Here is a 23,247-nt window from a genome sequence, read left to right as displayed (position 1 = left end):
AAGTGGTCAGTGGTCAGTTAAATACGTTGCGCAGAGCAACTGATTACTGAATACTAAAAACTGTCAACTGATTAAGGTACTTCAACCTCGTTAACTATTTTGTTGATGATGTCTACCGAAGTCACGTTTTCCGCTTCCGCTTCGTAAGTAATCCCGATACGGTGACGCAACACATCGTGCACCACGGCGCGTACGTCTTCCGGAATTACATAGCCGCGACGTTTGATAAACGCGTAACATTTCGCCGCCAAAGCCAGGTTGATACTTCCACGAGGCGAAGCACCGAAACTGATTAACGGTTTTAAGTCGGCCAACTTGTATTTTTCAGGGTAACGCGTGGCGAAAATGATATCCAAAATATATTTTTCGATTTTCTCGTCCATATACACTTCACGAACGGCTTGTTGGGCACGTAAGATCTGATCTAAAGAAACGACCTGATTGATTTTTTCGAATCCTCCGTTTAGGTTTTGACGGATGACCATGCGCTCGTCTTCCATTTTAGGGTAATCGATTACCACTTTCAGCATGAAACGGTCGACTTGCGCTTCCGGTAACGGATAGGTTCCTTCCTGCTCCACCGGGTTTTGCGTCGCCATAACCAAGAACGGTTTGTCTAATTTGAAGGTTTCGTCGCCAATGGTGACTTGTTTTTCCTGCATCGCTTCCAGTAAAGCGGATTGTACCTTTGCAGGAGCACGGTTGATCTCGTCGGCAAGGACGAAATTCGCGAAGATCGGACCTTTCTTAATCGAAAAGTCGTTCACTTTCATATTGTAAATCATGGTTCCTACCACGTCGGCAGGAAGCAAATCGGGGGTAAACTGAATTCTGCTGAAAGAGCCGTGTACCGCTTGTGACAGAGTATTGATGGCTAAAGTTTTTGCCAATCCGGGTACCCCTTCCAACAAAATATGCCCCTGAGCCAAAAGCCCGATAAGTAAACGTTCAATCATCGTTTTCTGACCTACAATTGTCTTGTTCATCTCCATGGTCAGAAGGTCAATAAAAGCACTTTCTCTCTCTATTTTTTCATTAATTGCTCTAATGTCCAGAGTAGTTGTTGTATCGTCCATTTGTGTGTTTTTTTGAGCCGTGAAATTAATAAGATATTTTAACAATGCAAATTGATAATTAATTTAGTCTTTAGTTGTTAATAATTGGTTAAAAAACAAAAGACAGCCTTGGTTTTAGCTGTCTTTTAATAAAATTTTTATTTCTTTTTAACTTATGGCAGGTTGAGACTTCCCATATTGGTTACTTCTCCGTTAACCACCACTACATTATCCACGGTTAAAACTGCCAGTCCCGAAGCAACATCCGGAGTTAAGGTTACGGTATACGTTCCGGACGGAATTCCGCTTAACTGAAACACGCCTTGCTCGTTGGTATAGGCCGAAACCACCGTTCCGTTTACCTCAACCGACGCTAAGGTTTGCACTGTAATTGGCAAAACCGTTCCTTTAATAACGCCTGAAGTGGCTGCTGTAGTCACTCGGATTACCGGATGCAGGTTGTAATTCCCGGAACCGCCGGCTTCCACTACCACGGAATGTTCTACGTCGAAATCCAAAAGGAAATTATAGGTGGCTCCCGCCTGCAGGGTTTGATTGATCTGTAATTTCAATCCGGATTGTTGGGCGCTTGGGGTATTTAAAGCATAAGTTACGCCATCTTTTACTACGGTATTTTCATCGCCTAAAACCAAACGAAGCTGTCCCAGATAACCGGACGGCACTTCGTTATCCGCTAATAAAACATTAATTCCTCCTGTTAAATCCAACAGGTTATAAATGCCGGGCTGGATATTTCCGATGCTTACCCATCCGTCTTCCGAGGCGTCGGAATTGTTTTTAATCATCACATCTAAAACCTCAACATTCACCTCATCATAATCACCAGGGGCATCGGTCATACGCACCGTTACTTTTGAAGTGCCTTGCGTACTAGTATCATCCTCATCATTACAGCCTATCAGGAAGGTAGAGAACGAGGCGATAATCAAAACAAGCATCAAATACTTTTTTAAATTTTTCATGAGAATCTGTTTTAAAATTAGTACTTTCATAACGTTCCCTTTAAAGCGCATCTTACAAACGTTAACAAAAATTAACGAACTTTATAAAAATTTTACAGTTTAAGATTTAACCCTTTTTCGAGATGATCAACAAGCGTCTTCTTATTAAAAACCTGCTGGCTCACAATGATGAAAGCAGTTTTTATGACAAGAAACGCCAGCTTAATTTACACACCAAAGAAGGCAAAGCGAAGTTTCTGAAACACATTTGTGCGCTTTCGAATTCGAATCCAATGAACAATTCGTATATCGTGGTGGGTGTGGAAGATCAGGACAATGAAATCGTGGGCGATGATTTTTTTGACGACAGCCGGATTCAGAATCTGGTGAATGCCTTTTTGGAAAATCCGCCGAAAATTCAATACGAAAACGTTCCGTTCCCGAATTTACCCAAAGACAAGGTGGTGGGACTGGTTACCATCAAACCGAACAACAAAATTTCGTCGTTTAAAAAAGGGATTCACACGATTGCCGCGAAAAGCGTTTTTGTGCGCCGGGGCAGTAATACGATTCCGGTGGAAACGACCAACGAGATTCCGATGTCGATTAAGGCTAAAAACCTGAATACCGAAACCGTTATCAGTATTGAAAACAACTCACGCAACAGCATTGCCCATACCTTGGAAGGCGTAATTGATTTTATGAACAACCGCCACAAGGACATGAACCCAAAGTACAAGGTGTTTAAGGAACTTTTCGTGGTGTGTTGGGCGGGCAACAAAAAGCGAGTGCGCGATAAAACCTTCTTTTCCCGCGTGGACATCGAGCTGATTAACGAACAGGTGAAACTGTTTTACTCGGCCTTAGACGAAGTTACAGTAGAGTATACCGAAAACAATTTCACGATTACCGAATATGTTCCGTTGGGGCTGAACGATAAAACGAGTTATTATCCGCTGGAGAAGGTGACACTTCATTTTTATGAAAACGGGTATTACAAAATGGACACGGAAATGTTGTTTGAACCGCCGGAATACAACCGGAAAATGCTGTACCACATTTACAATACGAACTTAACGCTTATTGCGAAGCTGCAAAAAGGGTTGGTTTTATCGGCACGGGAAGAAAAAGACCTAGAAAACCTACCTTCGACGCTGATGATTTGTTACCTCAACGGCTTTGAGGAGGCCAAGCAGAAACTGATTGACGCGAAACCGTTTTTAAAGGCACGCGAGCATTCCTCGGTTTATGTGTCGTTTAAGGAAGTGATGCGTATTTTGCGGAAAGTGAAATACAACTAAACGGCAAAACAACGCAGCAACAGGTTTAGCGTATAGACAATAAAAGTGATAATTAATTGTATCATTTAATCGAATTCGTTGAGTCCGTATAGGATTTCTTTCATTTTGGTGCCGTTGACTTCCACCGGTTTGTAGGCCACGTTGAACTTGTTAATCGCCACATCGATATCGGCTTTTAGTTTTTTGTATTCGAGCGGCAGTTTGGTTTCGCATTGTTTGGCGTTTTCGTAACTGTTGAGGATGATTTTGAATTTCTCGTAGAATTTTCCGCCCTGATCGATGAAATTATTGTACTGATTTATGAACTGCAACAAACGGTCAATGGGAAATTCCATGTTGACCTGCATTTTGTATTGTGAAGTTCCGGTGGTGGTTTTCATCTTGGTGAGATACTCTTCCATTTTTTGGGTGATGGTTTCCCAATCGTCATTGGTTCGGCAATTTTCCAGCGTGGCAACATAACCAATCGGTTTGGTATAATCCTTAAAAAGCAATTCAATTTCCTGTTTTATTTTTTCGTTACTGGTTTGCAAGAAAGCCGTTTCAAAATAAATGGTATTCAAATCGTTTTGCATCCGAAGGGTGAAATCGAGTATGCAATCCACATTGGCCAGTTCTTTTTCCTTTTCCTCTTTGGTCAGACTCGAAGCAATCATGTTGGTAAACGTTTGCACTACCGAAACAATGGTATTAGTACCCAATACAGAAGTTAAATCAAGGCTTGTTTTCTTGTCTTTTTTGGCGTTTACTACTTCTTTTAACTTGCTGTATTCGGGGTACTGATTAGGGTTTGATATTTTATTGATTTCATTCAGCGTCCGCACCGAAGCGAAATGATGGTCCAGGCTCAGCACTTTTTCGTATAAGGTTTTGATGACCTGCAATCCTTTCAGATAACGGATTTTGGATATTTCACTATTGGTTTCCAACTGCAGCAACCGCATTTGTTCTTTGATTTCGTCTTTTTGAATCAGAAAATCCAGTTTCCGATCCCGGTTGGATTCTGCCGCTAACTGATTGTTCAGGGCTGTTAATTGACGGCTCAGTTGTTCGTTTTTGCTATGGTGTTCTTTTTGGACACGTCGAATGGCAGTTGTCATTTCGGCAACAATTTCATTCGGTTCGTTTTTAGCATCGTAAACAACATTCGCCTGCATTTGATGGAGCAGAAAAAACAGCAGAAAAACGAATGAATATTGGATTTTTTTCATGCGGATAGCAGCATTATTTTGTTTTTAACCTTCCGATAAAGTAAGGGTTACAGCGACTTTATCTTTTGTGATCGCAATCGGATACTTGCCTTTTTTGAGCAGGCGGTATTTGACATCAAATCCCAGATAAAGCAGGGTGTCGGTATCAAAAATAAAATCCTCATCCTGAATGAATTCCAGGACTTCATTTGGGGTGATTTTTGAATATTCTTTTCCGAAAAACAGCTTTTGTTCTTCCACGGAAAGCTTGTCAGTTTCTATTTGAAGTTCAAGGGTATTGGGCGATTGTTTCGTTATGTTAAAATTTTTCATACTGGTTTTATTAAGTTCCGGTGCTGTTGTTGAGCAGACACCCAATCCTCCGATACAACTTCTGCCGCGAATATCCAACTCAAGGGTTTTGGTTTCGGTTTGGGCAAAAGACAAGACGGGCAACACGACTGCTGCCAAAAAATAGTTGTTTTTCATTTGATTTTTTAATTAACGCCCAGCGCTTCTTTTTCTTCTTTTGTCAGGTTCCAGTTTTCCTGGAAATCGCAGTTCAAGAGATAGTAATTTACGTTGAGGCCTTTTCGTTTGGCCGCTTCCAGCAATTTAACCCAATCGAAGGCTTTTTCTTTATTTAAGGTTCCTGCGAATTTTGCCCAGGTAATAAAAACGGTAATTTCTCCCGGTTTTTCGGATAACAGATTTTTATTTGCGCCAACTACTAACTGTTTCAAATCAGCAATCGTTTTCGTAGCATCTTTTTTGGCTTCGTTAAAAGTCTTCAAATCCTGAATAAAATCATCTACTTTGGCGTTACAGTCCGTTGCCGACTTTCTGTAATCGACAAAATTTCCGTCTTTATCAAAAAAAAGAGCGTTGGGAACCTGCAGTAATTTCTTTTTAGAAGCCTGAGCAAAAGAATTAAAGTCTTTAAAGTATACAACTCTTGCCGTATCCATATCTTTTTTATGCAGATACTTTTGGGTAGCGCTGTAGCTCTCTATTTTTGGATCTTTGATTCCTTTAATGGTTTTTAACGTTGATTTACAGCTAAAAAAGAAACTGCAGAATGCAACGGCTATAATCTTTTTTTTCATTTACCTACTTATACAACAAAAATCAGTTAAGTCTACTTAGAATTTTTTCTTCCGCTTCATTTAAAAGAAGGCTGTTTTTAGTCTTCCAGAACTCTTCCGTAAAATGATTTCCGGCACTGAACAAACTTCGCTCTTTATGTCTTTTGCTGCGGTCAAATTCGAATTCGCCTTCTTTGTAATCGAAAACCACCATGTCACTCATGAACTCGAAAGTTTCGTTAAATTTCTCTTTCCAGTCGATGTATACATTTAGTTTATTCTGATTGTAAACCAGAATGTACTTTTCGCCGTCAATTCGGTAACCGGCCTTTCGGGCATCTTCATGTATTTTGAAACGGAGAATGACAATGTTAATATCCATTGCAAAAACTTTGTGCTTAGGAGATTTTTTAATGTCCATCTCCAGAATCAGTTTCGTTTTGGCATCGAAAACCACGGTTCCGGTATACAAATCCATTTCTACACCTTCTTTGGGAAGAATCGTAACTATTTCGATCGAATTCCCTTTGTCATCCGCTTTCGTTTCAATTTCAAAATCATAACTTTTGCTGTTTAAAATACGGGTTATATTCTTAAAATTATAGGCTTCAGACACCGCATTCCTGACATCAAAAAGATAGAATGACTCCCGATTTTTTTCTCTTTCATCCGAAGGTGCATCCGTCAGCTTTACAGCCCGGCATTGGTTCACGTACAAATCCGATGCACCGCTTTTCCGTTTGATGTTATAGTCCAGTAATCCGTCAGAAAAACTGGTATACTCTTCATTGACTTTGACAAATTCTCTATAATAAGTATTTAACACAATTGATTTTTCAAGCATTTCCTTAGAATTTTTAACAGCATCCGACAACAATTCCTTAACCGGTTTCGCCCGAACAATAACTTCGGAGAGTTGGAACGATTTTGGCTCCAGAAAAATTTCGACTTCTGTTTCCCCTGTTTTCAAGGTATAACTATAGACTTGATAATTCAGATGGCTGAATCGTATCGTACTGAAATCCGCGGAAAACACCAACCTAAACTTCCCTTCCGAATTAGAAATCGTTCCCAAATTGGAATTTTCAACACTAATGGAGACACTTTCAATGGGTAACAATGTAGTGGCGTCTTTTATGTTTCCGTTTACCACTCTCGGAGCCGCAAAAGTTATAACGGAAAGAAACAGTAGGCAGAGAGTCAGTGCTTTTTTCATGGGGAATGGATTAAAAGTGTTTCAGCAATCAACTTTGTGGTTTTGCCTGTGGCTTAACCTCGATTTTCAACGTTTCCCAATCATTTGTTTCATTTAAGAGTTTTTGCACTTTACAAATGTTTTCAGGGGTTACTTTTTCGTTGTTAACGGAAATGATTTCGTCTCCAAGTTTGTATCGATTCGAACCTTTTACTTTAGTCATCACTACAATTTTATCACCCTCAATGCTTGAATAATACATTTTCTTTAAAACAATTTCTTGTGGTAACAACAAATTTCTTTTAATGTAAACTTCTTGTGTCGAAAAATTAATAAACCAATTAAATTGCTTTATTGCTTCCATGCCCATATTCCATATTTTTCCCTCTTTTTGGGTTAAAACTGGTGCTTTAAAAATTTGATTTCCCAATCCAATCTTAGCATCGTAAAACATAATTGCTTCTTCACCGAACTTGCCTTTCAATGAGCTAAGAGATTTACCCTCAATGATTATTTTTTTGTTCGAAAGAGAATCTAAGTGGCTTGAATAAGGCAAGATTAATGTACTGCTATTCCCAGTATCCAACAAATAATTGTTTGTTTCCCCGTTAATTGTTAAAGGTATTTTTATACTTTTTTTCTCGAAAACAACATCAATTTTTTCAAACCCCAGCAACTGATTTTTGTCAAAATTTTCAGTTTTATGAGAGGTAATTACACTCTCTTGACTATTTAATTCTAATATCAAATCAGAATTGATAAAAACATCCAATCCGACAACACCATCAAAAGGCATCCTATAATTACATTTCCCATTTGAAATCGGAAAAAAGCCTACAACTTTATTATCTGATTCAAACCATGGGGTCTCGATATGAACCGGTAACAACTTATTTTTGGTTTTACCACCATCTGGAGTTTTAATTGTTCCGAAAGCAAAAGCTTTTCTGACGGTATTTTCATCTAAAATAGAATCACTGTTTATAAAACTTAAACTGGCTCCAGTATCAAAAAGAAATGCTTTTTCTTTGGCTGTTGCAATATTAATTCTCACGATAGGCAAATTCACATTTTCAACTTTGATGCTTCCCGCTTTTGTGGTAACGCTTTCGTTGTTGATGACTGATATTAATTTACAACTACTGCACAAAAGGAGCCCAAATCCTAAGAATAAAACACTTGTTTTCATATTTAACTTTTTTAAGATACAAGAACCATGTTCAATGACATGGTTCTTGTATATATAACTAAGGTTGTTTAGGACATTGAACATTGAATGCATACAAAATACCACAAATTGTCTGCTGATGATCCTCAATAAAATTTAAAAGGTTATTTAAATGACATAAAAGCTGATACCATTTACAACTTGCCATTTTTAAAGAAGAATATGGATTGTAATCTCCTGTGGTTCCTCCAAATAATTCTACTCCATCGGCCTTTGGATTTTTTTGTTGTAGTGTATATACAAATGACAACGCATTACCAATTTCTATACCTGAATCCGTTTTTATAATAGCATCAGAAGAAACGGATGAATTTATGTAAGTATATGCTTTTTTTAACAGGGCTGTTCCATTCTCGGTATTTTGCCATTTACCAATAATTGTTTTCTCAAAAGTTTCATAAGTTTGACCTTTTACATATGCTGGTTTTACTCCTTCAACAAACGAGACCATCCCTTTGGCTAATTCAACTCTAACTTCTTCACTTGTAAATTTTTGAGCATTAACATTGAATCCAAAAGCAATAACGGCAACAAACCCAAATAATAATTTTTTCATGATTTTTTTACTTTTTAATAATTCTTGATTTTTTTACTTTTTAAACTTCAAATTTTTCTGCAGTAATTTGATGTGGTAAAAGTAATCTCATGAAAAAAGACGGTGTTGTGGTTTTTCCGCAATTAATGTTAAAATCAAATAAATCCCAGCTTTCTAGCTTCCCGGATAATGTCTTCATCATTGCCTTTGTCAATACAGAAATAGTCCTTTATCTTGGCTTTTCGCTTTTCTACGGCACTTTCGGTCAGATTGATTTCCCCCGCAATGGTCTTGGTTTTAAACCCTTGGGAAATGAGCATGATAATTTGCCGGTTAATACTGTCCAGATAATCCTCACGGGACAGTAATTCTTTAATGGCTTTGCGCACGGTTTCGCTGTGATACGTTTCGTCATCCATAATTAAATCGAATGCCTGCAATAATTCATCGGCACTGAAATCGCTTTTGATTAACAATCCTGCCGGGTGAACTTTCTTTACAACATCATAAATAATAAAGGATTCGGCATGCGAAGTGAGAATGACAATTTTAGTTTCCGGAAATTTCTTTCTCCATAAAACAGCCAAATCTTCTCCGGAAAAGATACCTTGCTCTTCAAACGCCGGCATGCTGCGGTCTAAAAAAACTAAGTCGAAATCCGGCGGGTTGACCATGTCTGTTAGTATGGAAAAAGCGTCTTTGCAATTGTAGCATTCGGTCGACTCAAGCTCGAGATTTCGGTTATTGTAGGCTAGAATGGTTTTATAACCAAGGATTTGGGAAGGATGGTCATCTACAAAAAGAATTTTAACAGGCATTTTCGTGTTATATTTTCGCGTGAAAGTATAAAACTATGTTGGAATTATCAAATTAATTTTTGTTCCTTTTCCTACAATTGAAGAAATCGTGAATTCTCCGTTGATTTCGGCAGCCCGTTCGCGCATATTTTTGTGTCCGATACCGTTTTTCGCCGAATTGACTTCAAATCCGATGCCGTCATCGGTTATCGTAACACTCAACTTTTCCTCTTTCTCAAGTATGCTGATTACGACATTTTTGGCTTGAGCGTATTTTTCGATGTTTTGCAAAGCTTCTTGGAGGATACGGTACACCTGCATTTTCACTAAGCTGTTTATCTTGTTCCAGTCGATTTTCTCGTCGGCAACGATTTTAAAACGAATCTCGGAATGTTCTTTAATATTGTCGACCAAATTATTGACCATCAACGTAAAATCAGACACATCGGTAAAGAGATTTTGGTTCAGGTCGTGGGATATTTTCCGGATTTCTTTTTCGATGTTCTGAATTTCGGCTACATGTTCCAGACATCGGGTGATGGTTTCGGGATCGGTTTTTTTACCCAAAACAAAGAGATTTAGACGGATGGCGGTGAGCTTGCCCATAATACCGTCGTGTAATTCTTTGGAAATGCGACGTTTTTCGATTTGCTTCCCTTCTTCAATTTTTTGCTGCTGGTCTAACATCAAACGGTAGATTTCCTCACTGGCTTTCTGTTGTTTCTGAAGGTATTGCAGCTCCCTGCTTTTGGAACGCTGCAAACGGGAAACATACAACAATAAAAGCGAAACGATAAAAAACAAACTGAAACCAAGAATCATCCAGCGTTGTGCTGATATTTTATCCTTTTCGGCTTCGGCTAAATTTTTCTGATTCGTGATTTCGTCGGTTTCAAACTCGATTCGGGCGAATTTATTACGCGTGGCACGCTCTACGTTTTGCAGACTGTCGTTGAGCGTAATATAGCGCTGATTATAATTGGCACCGTTGGTCGGATCAATTTTTGCCAGCAATTCCAACGCTTTGAGTTCGTCTTCGAAAACGTTGTTGGTATGGGCTAATGCTAAAACACTAGTACCATACTGCATAGCTTTTAGAGTATCTTTTTTGAATAAATAATATTCTGAAAGATTATACTTAGAATTTAATTGAATCTGAAAATTTTTCAAATCATTCCCTAAATTCAATGTTTCTTCAAAAACAGAGTAGCTTTTATTGTCTCCAAGCTTAAACTGCGAATAAGCCAATGAATTTTTCAAATAACAGTAAATTGTCGGTTGAGATTTTTTAAAATCATCTAATGATAATCCTTGATTCGCAAAATATATAGAAGCATTATAATCTCTTTGTTTTAATTTTAATAGAGCGATATAGTTATACATTTGAGCCTTCAGAGATAAAAATTGATAGTCACCTTTCAATTCATCTGTTTTCTTTAGCGCTTTTAAATAATAATCTAAAGCCGTTTCATCATTATTTAATCCTTTCAATGATTTTCCTAAAATCAAATAACAATTATAAACCAAAGAATTGTCTTTTTTCTCACTCCCAATCCTAAGTGCTTGTGTGGCCAATGTTTCAGCACCTGTAAAATCTTTTTGGTAAGTTAACAGTTCTGCTTTGTTCATCAATATTGAACCAAGAAAGGGTTTATCCTTAAAATTTTTAGAAAGCTTTTCAGCTTTTGAATAATAGTAATAAGCACTATCATTTTTAAATTTTGTCACGTAATACGTTGCTAGAAAACATTTCGACTGGATTATTCCTAATGTATCTCTACTCAAAGTCGCCTTCTTCTCAATTTTTTCAGATGTTTTTTTAAAAGAATTTAAACTATTTAACTGAAAATATAGCAACGCTAGATCTACATAGCGTTTTCTAACCAAAGTATCATATTTTAAAAAATCTATTTTATCTTTTAACTCTTTAAGATATACTACTTTATGTCTGTTATTCTTTTCAACAGCAATGTTATGAAATAAACTATCTATTGCTGCCAATTTAGAGTTAGTAGCCAATTTACTTTCTCTTTTGACACAACTATTTGAAACTAACAGCAATAAAATAACTAAGAAGATTTTTCTTATAAAATTCATTTGTAAGTAAAATATTGTCAAAAATACTAAACTACTTTATAAAAAGATAATTTGATTTATTAAGTTTTAATCGGAGGAGTCGGTAATTTTGGCGGATCAATATCCTCCTCTTTAGAAATCGAATCCCTTTGCATCATCGCATCGGTTGCGGTATTCTCAAGAACAACGTTTGGCAATGGCGGTTGTGGCGGTTGCATGTCGTCGTTGGAACACGATGCAAGTAAAAGAAGCACTAGAAAAACAGCGAATAATGTAGCAATTGTTTTCATTTTTTTATGGTGGGTTTAGTTAGTTGAAGTGGTTTAGATTCAGGGCAAAACTATCTCCCCGGCCAATTGTTCTCTTGCGGGTTTTTATCAAAAAATGTTAATTCCGGAATTCGTTTCCGATAGGTTTGATAATCCCAATTGTTTTTTGGACATTTGACTAAAATTAAGCGCAACTCATGAGCAGAACCTTAGTAATCGGGGACATACACGGCGGACTGAAAGCCTTAGTACAGGTTTTGGACCGGGCCAAAGTGACTCCGAACGACAAACTCATTTTTTTAGGAGATTTTGTAGACGGCTGGAACGACACGCCTTACGTTATTGATCATTTGATTGAATTGGACAAAACCCACAATTGTCTTTTTATTCGCGGGAATCATGAGGAAATGGTACTGCGATGGTTGTCCGACGGGGAAGACAACGACGAATGGCGTTTGCACGGCGGACAGTCGACCGTGGAAGTCTACCAAAACGTTGAAGCCGACAAAATTGCAGCGCATATCGAATTTTTGTCACGTTTGAACGACTATCATCTGGACGAACAGAACCGTTTGTTTGTACACGCCGGATTTACCAACCTGAAAGGGGTGGAATACGAATATTTTAAAGGCATGTTCTGTTGGGACCGTACTTTATGGGAAGCCGCTTTATCCATGGACAAAACTTTATCGCGAAAGGATCTTTTCTACCCGAAACGCATGGCGTTGTACGACGAGATTTTTATCGGACACACTCCTGTAACCCGCATTGGGTATTCGGTTCCGGTAAACCGCGCCAATGTTTGGAATGTCGACACCGGTGCCGCCTTCAAAGGCCGACTGACCATTATGGATGTGGATACCAAAGAGTTCTGGCAAAGTAAACCGTTACCGGAATTGTATCCGGAGGAGCGGGGTCGCAACTAATCCGTATCTTTACAAAAAATTTGAAGCCATGAAAAATAAATGCTTACTGTTCGGAATGTTGTTTGTCGGACTGTTTTCTGTTCACGCACAAAAGAAAAACGAGGTAAAGATGAACTTCTTCAACACCCTTGTAATTCAGTCGGTTGAAGTGGGGTATGAACATTTCATCGAAGACGGCTTTTCCATAGGAGGCGAACTTTTTATCAACGATCGCTACTCGTATTGGCCGGAAATCAAAAAAGACGGGTACAAATTCAACACCAACAGTGTGGCTGTGAACGCCAATTTTTATTTCAGCGCGAACAGCAGCGGGTATTACATTTCCCCCATGCTGAAATACCGCTTTGGGGATTTCGAAGAAAAAAAGACCGACGAGGTAACGCAACTCGATTATATTAAAAAAACCGACCTGGACAGTTTTATTTTAGGCGTGGGTATGGGTTACAAATGGGTGTGGAACGATCATTTTGCATTCGCTCCTTATGCCAACATTAACCGCAATTTCAGTGAAGACGTGAACGACCGTTTCTGGGCGGTGGAACTAAACGCCGGATTGAGCCTCGGTTATCGATTTTAAATAAACACCAAAACACAATAATTTTTTATAAACACCAAACACATTATTATGAGCGTAATTGAAAAAAAACTAAAAGACCGAAGTGATTCCAAATGCGAATTGTGTGGCAACCCGCACGATTTAGTGGTATACAATATTCCGCCGGATTCGAAAGACACCTTAAACGACAGTATTTTAGCCTGTAAAACCTGCGTGGGTCAGATTGAAAACCCGGAAACTACCGATCCGAACCATTGGCACTGTCTTTCCGACAGCATGTGGAGCGAGCATTTACCGGTACAGATTGTTTCCTGGCGGATGCTGACCCGTTTAAAGAAAAACGACCTGTTAGAAATGATGTATCTGGATGAAGAAGCCTTGGAATGGGCAAAAGCAACAGGAGAAGGTGACGACGACGAAGGCAAAATCGTGCACAAGGATTCTAACGGCAATATTTTGTTAGATGGGGATTCTGTAGTCTTAATTAAAGATTTGGACGTAAAAGGCGCTAATTTCACCGCTAAACGTGGTGCCGCAGTGCACAACATCAAACTGGTTTGGGACAATGCCGAACAGATTGAAGGCCGCGTGGAAGGACAGCATATTGTGATCCTTACACAGTATGTGAAGAAAACTAAGTAAGTTTAACTTCTGATAAATAAAAAAACCCGTTCTGATGATTTCGGAACGGGTTTTTTTTTATATGGTTTAATTAGATTAAAAATCAAATTTGATTCCTTGTGCTAACGGAAGCGCTGTTCCGTAGTTAATCGTATTGGTTTGTCTTCTCATGTAGGCTTTCCAAGCATCGGATCCTGACTCACGGCCTCCACCGGTTTCTTTTTCACCACCAAAAGCACCACCAATTTCCGCACCGGAAGTTCCGATGTTTACGTTCGCGATACCACAATCGGATCCTGCTGCAGAAAGGAACAATTCCATTTCTCTCATGTTGTTCGTGAAAATTGATGAAGATAATCCTTGAGGCACACCGTTTTGCAATGCAATTGCTTCCTCGATTGTGCTGTATTTCATCACATACAATACCGGAGCAAATGTTTCGTGTTGTACGATTTCGAATTCGTTTTTCGCTTCAATGATACATGGTTTCACGTAACAGCCGCTTTCGTAGCCTTCGCCTTCTAAAACACCGCCTTCAACGATTACGCGTCCGCCTTCAGCTTTCGCTTTTGCGATAGCATTTAAGTAATCCTGAACAGCACCTTTATCGATTAGCGGTCCAACGTGGTTGGTTTCGTCTAATGGATTTCCGATTTTCAACTGTCCGTAAGCGCCCTTTAATACTTCTAAGGTTTTGTCGTACACACTTTCGTGAACGATTAAACGACGCGTAGACGTACAACGTTGTCCAGCTGTACCTACTGCTCCGAACACTGCTCCTACCAATACCATGGAAAGATCAGAATGTTCTGAAACGATGATGGCGTTGTTTCCACCCAACTCAAGGATAGTGTTTCCGAAACGAGAAGCAACAACCTGTGATACGTGACGACCGATTCGTGTAGAACCTGTAAACGATACCAATGGAATACGTTTGTCGTTATTGATTAAATCTCCTGATTCGTTACCCACTACTAAACAGCTGATGCCTTCCGGAAGATTATTTCTTTCCAATACCGTTTGGATGATGTTTTGACACGCAACCCCACACAAAGGTGTTTTTGAACTTGGTTTCCAGATACAAACGTCTCCACAAATCCAAGCCAACATTGAGTTCCATGACCAAACCGCTACCGGGAAGTTGAACGCAGAAATGATTCCTACTACGCCAAACGGATGCCATTGCTCGTACATTCTGTGCATTGGACGCTCCGAGTGCATCGTTAAACCGTGTAACTGACGGGACAAACCTACTGCGAAATCACAGATGTCGATCATTTCCTGCACTTCTCCTAAACCTTCTTGGTACGATTTCCCCATTTCAAAGGAAACCAATTTACCTAAAGCTTCTTTATGTTTTCTAAGTTCCTCACCCATTTGACGAACAATTTCGCCACGTTTTGGAGCCGGAACCAAACGCCATGTTTTGAAGGCTTCTTCTGCTGCGCTCATTGCGGTTTCGTAATCTTCTTTTGTAGAAGATTTTACTTTTCCGATCAATTCGCCTGTAGCCGGTGAATACGACTCGATAATTTTTCCGTTGGAAAACCAGTTGGAACCTGTAGAAGTTCCTTCATTTATTTCTTTTAAGCCTAATTGTTGTAAGGCTTCCTGAATACCAAATTGGTCTACTGCTGTTGTTGCCATTATTTTAGTTTAAGTCTGTTTTTAAAATTTTTGCAAAGTTACTGTTTTTTGTTAAATCCATAACAGCTTCAATAGTTAAATCTAACATAAAGAAAATTAGATGGTTACGATTTAAAAAGTACAATACGCCTATTTTGCCACAAATCGCGGATCGGTGTCCATTACGGTGCCGCACTGGGAACAAGTACGCAAGTCCTTCGAATTGTAAAAGTGCCGGAAATGCGGCAGAAAATCCTTTTCAATGTCGTGCAATTCAAAATACACTTCGTACAATTTATGATTGCAGTTGTCGCAATGCCAAAGCAGGCCGTCAGTATACCCTTTCCCGGCTCTTTTTCGCTCGATGACCAAACCGATAGAGCCTTCGCTACGCACCGGCGAATGCGGCACACGCGCGGGATGCAGGTACATGTCTCCGGCTTTCATTTCCATTTCTTTACGTTCACCGTTTTCCTGAATAACCACTTTAATAGTACCTTCCAGCTGGTAAAACAACTCTTCGGTTTCGTTGTAATGATAATCTTTCCGGGCATTGGGTCCGGCGACGATCATGACGATATAATCTTCGGAGTCCACATATACATTTTTATTGCCTACCGGTGGTTTCAGCAGATGACGGTTTTCGTCAATCCACTGATTGAGGTTGAATGGTTTTGAAATACCCATAATTGTATTTTTTTAGCATGGCTAATTTACGAAAATAAAAAAGGCCGACTTTCGCCGACCTTATTATTTTTATTTTCCTTCTTTTATCAGATAGATGTATACCGGGAAGTGGTCACTAAAGCCAACTTCGCCATTCGAATTTCGTAACGGATAGCCTTTGTACTGTCCGGATTTCTGAACTAGGAACGGTTTGTTGTACACGCCCGCTTTCCAATATCTCCAAGAGGAGTAATCGTTGCGGATTAACGGTTCCGACACCATGATGATATCAAACAAATCCCAGGCATCTCTATACGCCAGTGTTCCGATTCCTTCTTCCGCCATTTGCTGCATCGGGTTGTAAATACCCAAAGGTTTCACATCGGCTCTTTTTCCTTTAGCTCCAACACCTTCTTTAACACTTTTGTTGAAACTGCCGTCGTTCAAATCTCCCATGGAAATAATCTTCGCATTAGGATTGATGGCGTATAACGAATCGATAATTTTTCGGTTTAATCTTCCGGCTGCCTCACGATTCGGGCTACTTTTCTTTTCACCTCCGGAACGCGATGGCCAGTGGTTTACGATAATATTAACTTCTTCACCGTCTAGCAATCCGGTAACCAATAACTGATCGCGGGTATAGATACGTTTGGTTGTTTTATCAACGTTTACGTTTTCTTCTTTGTCTTCGTCGGCATCTTTTTTATCTTTTTTGTCCCCCACTCCTTCATAAATAATCAGAGGAATGTTTTTGTAGCTCAACGGTTGAAAATGTTTTTTCTTGTACAACAAAGCCACATCGATACCACGCTTGTCCGGAGAATCGAAATGAATGATTCCGTATCCTTTATTAACCAGGGTAGGATGTTTCACCAAATCTTCCAACACCCCACGGTTTTCGATTTCACACCCGCCGATTAAAACAGGAGATTCTTTTTGTACATCGCTGGTGCCCAATTCGGCCAAAACACGGCTTAAATTGTCAAGTTTCTTCTTGTACTTCTTGCCGGTCCAGTTTTGTGCACCATCCGGAAGCCACTCTTCATCAAAGTTAGGACCGTTGATGGTGTCAAACAGGTTTTCAAAATTGTAAAACGCTACAGTATGCACAACAAATTTTTTCTGCTGCGCCATTAGTGACGTCATTGAAAAAAACAATACAAATAAAATTACGATTCTATTTTTCATAAGTAAAATTATCCTTTTTATTACTAATCCAGTTAGGTTTAACAGCCGTAGAGGGCTTGTTAGATTTCAATTACACAAATACCAGACCAAAATGGAAAAAAACAACCCATTTTTGATTTGGGGCAACAAATGTAAAATAATAATGCTAAAATGTTTACTTTTATTTAGTTAATAAATTAATATCAGAAAAACTGTGAGAGAATTCGAATTTAAAAAAATTTTATATATTTGATTTTCAACGTTTTAATTTTTTAGGACACATTAAATTTTCTACGTTCATACAATTTTATGTTTAAGTTATGATTAAGTTTTGTAAAAATATGAGGTCAGAGCATTGTTTGTTGTTTTAAATCATGTAAATTTGCGCCCCTTTGTCTCTTATTCTTTAATAAACAGAGGATTAACTTTAATTTTATTTATGAAAAAACTTGTAATTTGTACTTTACTTGTAATGCAAGTCGTTTTTGCCTGGGCACAACAAAATCCTTCCCTGAAAGGTAAAGTTGTGGATTCAAAAACTCAGAAACCATTACGAAATGTTGTAGCAACCATTGAAAGCACGAACCAATCGGCATTAACCAATGCATTGGGGGAATTTGCTTTTGCTGCCCTACCCGGAGGTAATCAATCACTGCAAATCAGCAGCAGCGGTTACACTTCGCAAACTTTTGCAATTGAAATTAAAAAAGGAGAAACTCTTGATCTTGGAGTTGTTGTTTTGGAAGAAGACATTACTTCAGAGCAGCAGTTATCGTTAGTAACCATCACCGAAAACGATTTGGGTGACGACAACAGCGGTTCGGAAAGTACTTCGGGACTTTTACAGGCTTCCCGTGACACGTACCAACAAGCTGCCGCATTCAACTGGGGTCAGTCCCGTTTCAGAATCCGAGGTTTGGATAATGAATACGGTACCACCATGATTAACGGTATCGTTATGAACAAACTGTATGACGGAAGACCACAATGGAGTAACTGGGGCGGATTAAACGACGCTACCCGTAATCAGGAATTCACTATGGGTTCCACTCCATCCGATTATACTTTCGGAGGGATTTTAGGAACGCAAGAAATCAATACCAGAGCTTCTTTTTACCGACCAGGAAACAGAGTTTCTTTCTCGGGAACCAATACAAATTACAGCTGGAGAGCCATGGGAACCCATGCTTCCGGAATGAATAAAAAAGGATGGGCATTCGTGGTTTCGGCTTCCAGAAGATGGGCAGAAGAAGGCTACTTCGAAGGAACCGACTACAGTGCGAACTCCCTTTTTGCAAGTGTTGAAAAGAAATTCAACGACAAACACAGTTTGAACTTTACATCGATCTACGCCGAAAACAGCCGTGGAAAAACTTCCCCTAACACCAAAGAAGTTAACGATCTTATGGGCGTTAAATACAACTCGTACTGGGGATGGCAAGACGGAAAGAAAAGAAACTCAAGAGACAAAGACATTCAGGAGCCAATCATGATGTTGAGCCATTACTGGAAAATCAACACTAAAAACACCTTGAATACGAATGTTGCGTATCAGTCAGGTTCTGTTGGAAACTCAAGATTGGATTACCAATTGGCAAACAACCCTGATCCTACTTACTACAGAAACTTACCAAGTTATTATTTAAATTACCACAACGGAAACGTTTGGCAACCCGATTATGTGGGAGCGGCTAATGCAAAAGACTATTTCTTAAACCACAGCCAAATTGACTGGACAGCCATGTATGTTGCCAATCAATCTACAGTATCCGGCAACAGTGCTTATGTTCTTTACGAAGACCGTACCGATGACAAACAAATCACTGCCAATTCAATCTTAACTTCTGAATTGACAGACAACATCAACCTTAATGCAGGAGCAACGTTTAAAAAATTAAAATCACACAACTTCCAAAACCTATTGGACTTAATGGGTGGTAAATTCTTTAACGATATCGATCCATTCTATGACGGAAACGCTTCACAATCCGACTTAAACAATCCAAACAGACAAGTTGGAGAAGGCGATACTTACGGATACAACTACAACCTGAACGCTATTGTTTTTGATGGATTCACACAATTCAAATTCAACTACAAGAAAGCGGATTTCTATTTGGCACAATCATTCTCCCGTACCCAATACCAAAGAGAAGGATTATTCCGCAACGGAATTTATGCAAACAACTCGTATGGAGAAAGTGCAAAAATGGTTTTCGAAAACTTTGGTTTCAAAGGAGGTTTAACCTATAAAATTACCGGAAATCACTTGTTGACTTTCAACGGAGTGTACATGACCAAAGCGCCAACAATGAGAAACACCTTCTCTAATGCGAGAATCAACAACAATATTACTCCGGATTTGGACAGCGAAAGAATTTTCAGTGCCGATGCAAGTTATGTATTAAGAACACCAAAAGTTAAAGCACGTTTAACAGGATTTATGTCCAAAATTCAAAATTCTACAGACATATCCTTCTTCTATGCAGAAGATCTTTTTGACGAAGCCAGTGTTGGAAGTGGTAACGAAGATTCTTTTATCACTGAAATCGTGACGGGTATTGACAAAAAGAATATTGGCGCTGAATTAGGTGTTGAATATCAAATTACATCAACAATTAAAGTCACTGGAGCGGCTTCTTACGGACAATACATTTACTCAAACAATCCTCATTTAACAGTAAACGATGATGCACAAGCAAGTGCTACCAATACAAATCCGTTAACAGATTTTGGCACTACTTATCTAAAAGGATACAGACAGGCGGGCATGCCACAACAAGCCTATTCATTCGGTTTGGAATATCGTGATCCTAAATTTTGGTGGGTTGGCGCTAACGTAAATCATTTAGCAGATAATTATTTGGATGTTTCTAATATATTAAGAACAAATAATTTTACAATTGACGAATCAACAGGTGTATCTTATCCTGGCGCTAGTGAAGAAAACGTTAGAAAAGTGCTTAAGCAAGAAAAATTTGACGCCTTCACTTTATTGAACCTTACCGGTGGAAAATCATGGATGATTAACAGCAAAACAAGAAGTACAATTGGTTTCTTCGCTTCTGTAAACAACGTATTGGATGTTGAATATAAAACAGGAGGTTTCGAACAATCCCGTAAAGCGTCCTATACCGCTTTACAGCAAGATCAGGTTAACGGAACACCAGCTTTTGGTTCTAAATATTTCTACGGATACGGAAGAACCTATTTTGTGAACTTATACATTAACTTCTAATCATAAGACTATGAAAAATATATTGATAAAACCAATTTTCATCCTGTCTTTAACAGCAGGTTTATTCACCTCTTGTGTAAAGGAAGACGATTATGACATTCCAACTGTAAGAGATCCTTTCTTTAGAGAAGATTTTCAAACGGTTACCAACAATACCAATCTTGACCTTGCGGGATGGACCAATTTTGCTGAAGCGGGAACATGGCTTTGGAGAGAAAAAACATTCACAAGCAATGGTGTAACAAACGGATATGCGGAATTTAGTGCTTTCGGTTCGGGAGCTGCCGTGAACAAAGTTTGGTTAGTGTCGCCTGCGATTAGTATGGATGACTATCCAAACGAAAAATTGACCTTTAAAGTGGCACAACACCATTTGGATGTAGATTCGCCTAACAATTCATTGCAGGTTTTAATTTCAACGGATTACGACGGAACAAATGTTACAGCGGCCACTTGGACACCTTTACAGGCTAATATTCCGGTAAAAAGCGATCCTTGGTATGAATTCAAAATTTCGACTATCGATCTTTCAGCTTACACTGGCAACGTTCACATCGCATTTAAATTCACCGGTTCTGGTACAGATTTAACACTTGACGGTGCTTACCAGGTTGATGACTTCTTCATTTACAACGAAAATTAGTATTTTATGAAAAAAATAAGCATTTACTCAATCGCATTTGTTTCTGCTCTTTTAGCAGGATGTGTTAATGGTGATGATTACAACTCTCCGGATTTATCTGAGAAATGTACAACCTTAGAAGTAACGAAACAAGTAGCTGAAATTTCTGGAGCTGCTCTTAATAATAATCCGCAACTTTATGCCGATCCTCGTGATGCAGAAGGCAATCAGACACAAGTAGGCGTTATTGAAGCGTATGTTACCTCAAGCGACGAAGGCGGAAACTTCTACAAATCCCTTTCTTTGGTTTCAGTAGACGGTCAAAAAGGGTTTACCATTCCGGTAGACAGCTACAACCTGTATACAAAATTCGAACCAGGAAGAAAAGTTTTTGTTCGTTTAGACAGTTTGTATTACAACTTCAGAACACAAACCGCTTCTGTTGAATTAGGAAATCTATACAATGGCAACCAAATTGGCCGTTTATCAGGTGTTGAATTTGAAAAAATCATCGCCAGAGGTTGTGACGATCAAAAAATTGACGAAGACCTTTTAGTAAACCACATGACGGTTGCACAAGCAAAGAACGACGCAAATATTAACAAACTTATAGAGTTTGATAATGTTCAGTTTTCCGACTTGTCTTCTGGCAAAAAATACTTTGATCCAAGTGTTAATAACATCGGAGGCGCAACAAACCACAGCATTACTGATGAAGACGGAACAACAATCGATGTTCGTGTAAGTGAATTTGCTACGTTCAAGAGCGCAATCATTCCATCTGGCAACGGTAAAATCAGAGGGGTACTTACCAAATACAACAGTGGGTACCAATTCATGATTCGCACGCTTAACGATGTGAAACTGGACAACCCGAGATTGCATCCGGTTATTGAAACCTTCGAATCGTATGCGACGAATACTGCTACATTCCCTAACTATTACAATATAAAAGTTCTGGGAACCAATGATTGGTTTGTAGGTTCATTCAACAGTAATAAATACTTACAGGCTAGAAAAGGATCCAGCTCTGGTGCTACAAAAATTTTCCTTGTAATGCCTTACGACTTCAATAGTTTTACTAAAGTTTCGTTCCAAACCTTATACGGATACATGTCGCAAACGACTACTCCTATCATGAAAGTGTACTATTCAACAAGTTTTGACCAAGCCAATCCAACGGCAAACCTTGTAGATATTACAAGTAGTTTCACTTATTCTAACCACACCGGTACAGGATGGGCATCTTCTTTCACAAGTTCAGGAGTTCACACCTTCACAGGCGTGACTGGTCAGGGACATATCATTTTTGCATACGATGTGGCTGCTACGTCTACCACAAATGCCGAAACACGTCCAGGTATTCAGATTGACAATATCAGATTTCAGTAGTCTCTCTGCTGATTTAATAAAAAACCACTCTTTTAAGGGTGGTTTTTTTATGGGATAAACGCAACTGTAAAAGAGAATCCAAAACCATTTAAAGCATTAGCTTAAAAGAAAATACCTAACATCAAAAACTATCGGAATTTTAATTAAACATGGGCACAATCTCTTTTCTACCTGTAAACGAATCCAAACCACAAGCCATAATTCAATTTAAAACAAAGAAAAACGAATTCACAACTAAATCCATAATTCCATCATAAAACCTCCTTAAATTAGAAGAAAACAACAAAAAAACACCATGCAAAGATTTAGGATTCAAATTTAAAACCAAATGCTTCTCAAAATGAATTCTAATTCTTCCCGTAAATACAAAAACAGCTTCTCCTTTTACGAATTTAAAGAGGTGAAATCGGAATGTTTTAACCTGTTGAATTCTGAATCAAATCCAACAGTTCTTTGTGAGAGAACCTAACCCTTTGTTCTTAGACTGAAGCGTTTTTATTAAGATCGTTAAAAGCATAAAAAAAGCGCCCCATAACGGAGCGCTTTTTGTTTTAAATATGTTCTTTCCGATTGTTTATTTCTTCACAATCATGAACTCTGAACGTCTGTTTTTAGCATGTTCCTCAGTCGTACACTTATCACACTGTACTTTCGGTTCGCTCTCTCCGTAGCCTTTTCCTTCGATGCGGTCCTTGGCAATCCCTTTCGAGATTACATACTGCACCGTTGCTTTGGCA

General features: G+C 38.8%; 22 protein-coding genes. 7 read left to right on the top strand and 15 right to left on the bottom strand.

Translation table 11 applies throughout. The features are described from left to right. Positions 1-71 precede the first annotated feature (71 nt). Positions 72-1,076, bottom strand: a complete 1,005-nt coding sequence (locus FCR2A7T_RS09460) for an AAA family ATPase (protein ID WP_023571060.1) — start codon at positions 1,074-1,076, stop codon at positions 72-74. A gap of 152 nt (positions 1,077-1,228) precedes the next feature. Further along, a complete protein-coding gene (locus tag FCR2A7T_RS09455; RefSeq protein WP_023571059.1) occupies positions 1,229-2,038 on the bottom strand; it encodes a DUF4382 domain-containing protein in 810 nt (269 codons plus the stop codon). Positions 2,039-2,160: 122 nt separating this feature from the next. On the opposite strand from FCR2A7T_RS09455, the gene FCR2A7T_RS09450 reads away from it, so the two are divergent. Next, on the top strand, positions 2,161-3,318 hold the full coding sequence (locus FCR2A7T_RS09450; protein WP_023571058.1) for an ATP-binding protein: 1,158 nt from the start codon (positions 2,161-2,163) through the stop codon (positions 3,316-3,318). 65 nt (positions 3,319-3,383) lie between these two features. Here the strand turns inward: FCR2A7T_RS09450 and FCR2A7T_RS09445 are convergent, their stop codons facing one another. The 9 genes from FCR2A7T_RS09445 to FCR2A7T_RS09405 all read right to left on the bottom strand — a co-directional run bounded on the left by FCR2A7T_RS09445 (position 3,384) and on the right by FCR2A7T_RS09405 (position 11,714). Continuing rightward, positions 3,384-4,529, bottom strand: coding sequence for a hypothetical protein (locus FCR2A7T_RS09445; RefSeq protein WP_023571057.1), 1,146 nt, complete (start codon positions 4,527-4,529; stop codon positions 3,384-3,386). 24 nt (positions 4,530-4,553) lie between these two features. Continuing rightward, on the bottom strand, positions 4,554-4,997 hold the full coding sequence (locus FCR2A7T_RS09440; protein ID WP_023571056.1) for a hypothetical protein: 444 nt from the start codon (positions 4,995-4,997) through the stop codon (positions 4,554-4,556). A gap of 8 nt (positions 4,998-5,005) precedes the next feature. Then, positions 5,006-5,614 carry a hypothetical protein gene (locus tag FCR2A7T_RS09435; protein WP_023571055.1) on the bottom strand — a complete coding sequence of 203 codons (609 nt, stop codon included), beginning with the start codon at positions 5,612-5,614 and terminating at the stop codon, positions 5,006-5,008. A 22-nt stretch (positions 5,615-5,636) separates the two neighbouring features. Further along, complete coding sequence (locus FCR2A7T_RS09430) at positions 5,637-6,809, bottom strand: carboxypeptidase-like regulatory domain-containing protein (protein ID WP_023571054.1); 1,173 nt, start codon at positions 6,807-6,809, stop codon at positions 5,637-5,639. Between the two features lie 28 nt (positions 6,810-6,837). Continuing rightward, positions 6,838-7,977: a hypothetical protein gene (locus tag FCR2A7T_RS09425; RefSeq protein ID WP_023571053.1), complete on the bottom strand. Its 1,140-nt coding sequence runs from the start codon at positions 7,975-7,977 to the stop codon at positions 6,838-6,840. 58 nt (positions 7,978-8,035) lie between these two features. After that, a complete protein-coding gene (locus FCR2A7T_RS09420; protein ID WP_023571052.1) occupies positions 8,036-8,572 on the bottom strand; it encodes a hypothetical protein in 537 nt (178 codons plus the stop codon). Positions 8,573-8,706: 134 nt separating this feature from the next. Next, positions 8,707-9,369 carry a response regulator gene (locus FCR2A7T_RS09415; RefSeq protein WP_023571051.1) on the bottom strand — a complete coding sequence of 221 codons (663 nt, stop codon included), beginning with the start codon at positions 9,367-9,369 and terminating at the stop codon, positions 8,707-8,709. A 33-nt stretch (positions 9,370-9,402) separates the two neighbouring features. Beyond that, a complete protein-coding gene (locus FCR2A7T_RS09410; protein WP_158634625.1) occupies positions 9,403-10,977 on the bottom strand; it encodes a tetratricopeptide repeat-containing sensor histidine kinase in 1,575 nt (524 codons plus the stop codon). A 527-nt stretch (positions 10,978-11,504) separates the two neighbouring features. Continuing rightward, positions 11,505-11,714, bottom strand: a complete 210-nt coding sequence (locus tag FCR2A7T_RS09405; RefSeq protein WP_023571049.1) for a hypothetical protein — start codon at positions 11,712-11,714, stop codon at positions 11,505-11,507. A 176-nt stretch (positions 11,715-11,890) separates the two neighbouring features. Here FCR2A7T_RS09405 and FCR2A7T_RS09400 point away from each other — a divergent pair, with 176 nt between their 5' ends. From FCR2A7T_RS09400 to FCR2A7T_RS09390, 3 genes are read left to right on the top strand one after another with little or no spacing between them, the layout of a single operon-like run. Next, positions 11,891-12,619: a metallophosphoesterase family protein gene (locus FCR2A7T_RS09400; RefSeq protein ID WP_023571047.1), complete on the top strand. Its 729-nt coding sequence runs from the start codon at positions 11,891-11,893 to the stop codon at positions 12,617-12,619. Between the two features lie 28 nt (positions 12,620-12,647). After that, positions 12,648-13,196 carry a DUF3575 domain-containing protein gene (locus tag FCR2A7T_RS09395; protein ID WP_023571046.1) on the top strand — a complete coding sequence of 183 codons (549 nt, stop codon included), beginning with the start codon at positions 12,648-12,650 and terminating at the stop codon, positions 13,194-13,196. A gap of 48 nt (positions 13,197-13,244) precedes the next feature. Next, positions 13,245-13,817, top strand: coding sequence for a PhnA domain-containing protein (locus FCR2A7T_RS09390; protein ID WP_023571045.1), 573 nt, complete (start codon positions 13,245-13,247; stop codon positions 13,815-13,817). 75 nt (positions 13,818-13,892) lie between these two features. Here FCR2A7T_RS09390 and amaB read toward each other — a convergent pair whose 3' ends face one another. From amaB to FCR2A7T_RS09375, 3 genes are all read right to left on the bottom strand, one after another. After that, on the bottom strand, positions 13,893-15,443 hold the full coding sequence (amaB, locus tag FCR2A7T_RS09385) for an L-piperidine-6-carboxylate dehydrogenase (protein ID WP_023571044.1): 1,551 nt from the start codon (positions 15,441-15,443) through the stop codon (positions 13,893-13,895). Positions 15,444-15,572: 129 nt separating this feature from the next. Beyond that, positions 15,573-16,109: a 3-hydroxyanthranilate 3,4-dioxygenase gene (locus tag FCR2A7T_RS09380; RefSeq protein ID WP_023571042.1), complete on the bottom strand. Its 537-nt coding sequence runs from the start codon at positions 16,107-16,109 to the stop codon at positions 15,573-15,575. A gap of 69 nt (positions 16,110-16,178) precedes the next feature. After that, complete coding sequence (locus FCR2A7T_RS09375) at positions 16,179-17,279, bottom strand: endonuclease/exonuclease/phosphatase family protein (RefSeq protein WP_023571041.1); 1,101 nt, start codon at positions 17,277-17,279, stop codon at positions 16,179-16,181. A 418-nt stretch (positions 17,280-17,697) separates the two neighbouring features. Between FCR2A7T_RS09375 and FCR2A7T_RS09370 the strand changes: the two genes are divergently transcribed. Genes FCR2A7T_RS09370 through FCR2A7T_RS09360 form a run of 3 tightly spaced genes read left to right on the top strand, consistent with a single transcriptional unit; the run spans position 17,698 to position 22,510 of the window. After that, the gene (locus FCR2A7T_RS09370) at positions 17,698-20,496 is read left to right on the top strand and encodes a TonB-dependent receptor (RefSeq protein ID WP_035118169.1); all 2,799 of its coding nucleotides are present in this window, start codon (positions 17,698-17,700) and stop codon (positions 20,494-20,496) included. Positions 20,497-20,506: 10 nt separating this feature from the next. Then, positions 20,507-21,139 carry a hypothetical protein gene (locus tag FCR2A7T_RS09365; RefSeq protein WP_023571039.1) on the top strand — a complete coding sequence of 211 codons (633 nt, stop codon included), beginning with the start codon at positions 20,507-20,509 and terminating at the stop codon, positions 21,137-21,139. A 6-nt stretch (positions 21,140-21,145) separates the two neighbouring features. Then, positions 21,146-22,510 carry a DUF5689 domain-containing protein gene (locus FCR2A7T_RS09360; protein WP_023571038.1) on the top strand — a complete coding sequence of 455 codons (1,365 nt, stop codon included), beginning with the start codon at positions 21,146-21,148 and terminating at the stop codon, positions 22,508-22,510. A gap of 574 nt (positions 22,511-23,084) precedes the next feature. Here FCR2A7T_RS09360 and FCR2A7T_RS15370 read toward each other — a convergent pair. Further along, positions 23,085-23,247, bottom strand: a 163-nt coding sequence (locus FCR2A7T_RS15370) for an OmpA family protein (RefSeq protein WP_165551940.1), incomplete at its 5' end; no start/stop codon positions are given.

This window comes from Flavobacterium cauense R2A-7, assembly GCF_000498475.1.
GTDB lineage: Bacteria > Bacteroidota > Bacteroidia > Flavobacteriales > Flavobacteriaceae > Flavobacterium > Flavobacterium cauense.
The sequence above is the reverse complement of the archived record's forward strand: the minus strand, read 5'-3'. Positions and strand labels throughout refer to the sequence as shown.